This window comes from Moorena sp. SIO3B2, assembly GCF_010692525.1.
In the GTDB taxonomy this organism is placed as follows: Bacteria; Cyanobacteriota; Cyanobacteriia; order Cyanobacteriales; family Coleofasciculaceae; genus Moorena; species Moorena producens.
This window is the reverse complement of sequence record NZ_JAAHHE010000960.1, coordinates 1-1,133: the sequence shown is the minus strand read 5'-3', so window position 1 is coordinate 1,133 and position 1,133 is coordinate 1. Positions and strand designations below refer to the sequence as shown.

The following is a 1,133-nucleotide window of genomic DNA, read 5'->3' as shown; positions in this document are numbered from 1 at the left end:
ACCTACTTAGTCGCAGTTTTTCTGTTTACTTTACAGTTGGGGCAGTCTTGTCCCTGATCACCTGCGGGATCATCGTATCCGCAGCTGGAGCAAGTCTTCGCAGTCTCGACACCTGCGCCATCATCCTCACCAAGTTGATAACTGAAAACCGGGTTAGCGAATAACGCAACGCCCAATACTAGCCCAAGAGATAATCCCTTCATTACACACCTCATATGTTGTTGGTTGAAACCTAAACATACATTTATACTAGCTCAGTCCCGTTAACAGCAGCTGCTAAACCAAAAGCCCTTGACACCCTCAACTACTCGCCGGAAAACTACCACCTACAAAGTGAATATCACTAAAAGTTTCAATCCACAAACGAGCACCACAATCCAGTGGATTATCCGGCTGATAAACAATCTTACACGGACCAAGGATTTCCACTTCATTACCGTAGAGATTAGTTCCCTTTCGTTTTACTGAAATCACTGGCTTCCGGTCTTCCGGGCTTTTCTTCATATTCGAGCCAATGTGATTGCGATTAACATTAATCTTGGCTAAAGCGGTCGTACGACTAGTGCGCCATTTCCCCTTCGGTCCACGATTACCTTTAGTAATTTGTGGCAAATGGTTGAACAGAGGAATAATCCAGAATTTCCCGCTTTTATAGGCACCCCGGACGCGACCCTTCTCTAGAAGTTGGCGCAATCGTCGAGAGGAAATTCCTAATAGAGATGCTGCTTCAGTAGTTCCAACGCACTTGTTCATCAGTTGACCCTGCTTTAACTCTTCCGATAATACTATTGTAAGGGAAAAAAGAAAAATTGACAATTTATTTTTGTAGGGAACAGGGAATAGGGAATAGGGAATAGGGAGGAAAGGGTGGTAAAAGTGGTAAATATGGTAAGGGTGGCTAGCAAGTCAAGTGCTGTGGTTTCCACTATTAGCGACTGCGTCAATATCGGAATAGTTAGGAAATCGGGAATCGGGAATCGGGAATCGGGAATCGGGAATCGGGAATCGGGAATCGGGAATCGGGAATCGGGATTGGGAATGCGATCGCGTAGCGTGACCAAAGGTCAATCGCTTTTAGCGTGGCCTACGGTCAATCCCGTAGCGTGACCTACGGCCAATCCCGTAGTTAATAA

2 protein-coding genes are annotated in these 1,133 nt (G+C 45.7%); both read right to left on the bottom strand.

Annotated elements, in window-relative coordinates:
• Nucleotides 1-300: 300 nt before the first annotated feature.
• Nucleotides 301-753 carry a MerR family transcriptional regulator gene (locus F6K38_RS42700; protein WP_287360961.1) on the bottom strand — a complete coding sequence of 151 codons (453 nt, stop codon included), beginning with the start codon at nt 751-753 and terminating at the stop codon, nt 301-303.
• Nucleotides 754-906: 153 nt separating this feature from the next.
• The gene (locus F6K38_RS42695; RefSeq protein WP_287360959.1) at nt 907-1,068 is read right to left on the bottom strand and encodes a hypothetical protein; all 162 of its coding nucleotides are present in this window, start codon (nt 1,066-1,068) and stop codon (nt 907-909) included.
• Between the last annotated feature and the right edge of the window lie 65 nt (nt 1,069-1,133).

Excerpts from the sequence above, each read along its gene's own strand:
- F6K38_RS42700 (WP_287360961.1), bottom strand. The coding sequence starts at position 753 with ATGAACAAGTGCGTTGGAACTACTGAAGCAGCATCTCTATTAGGAATT.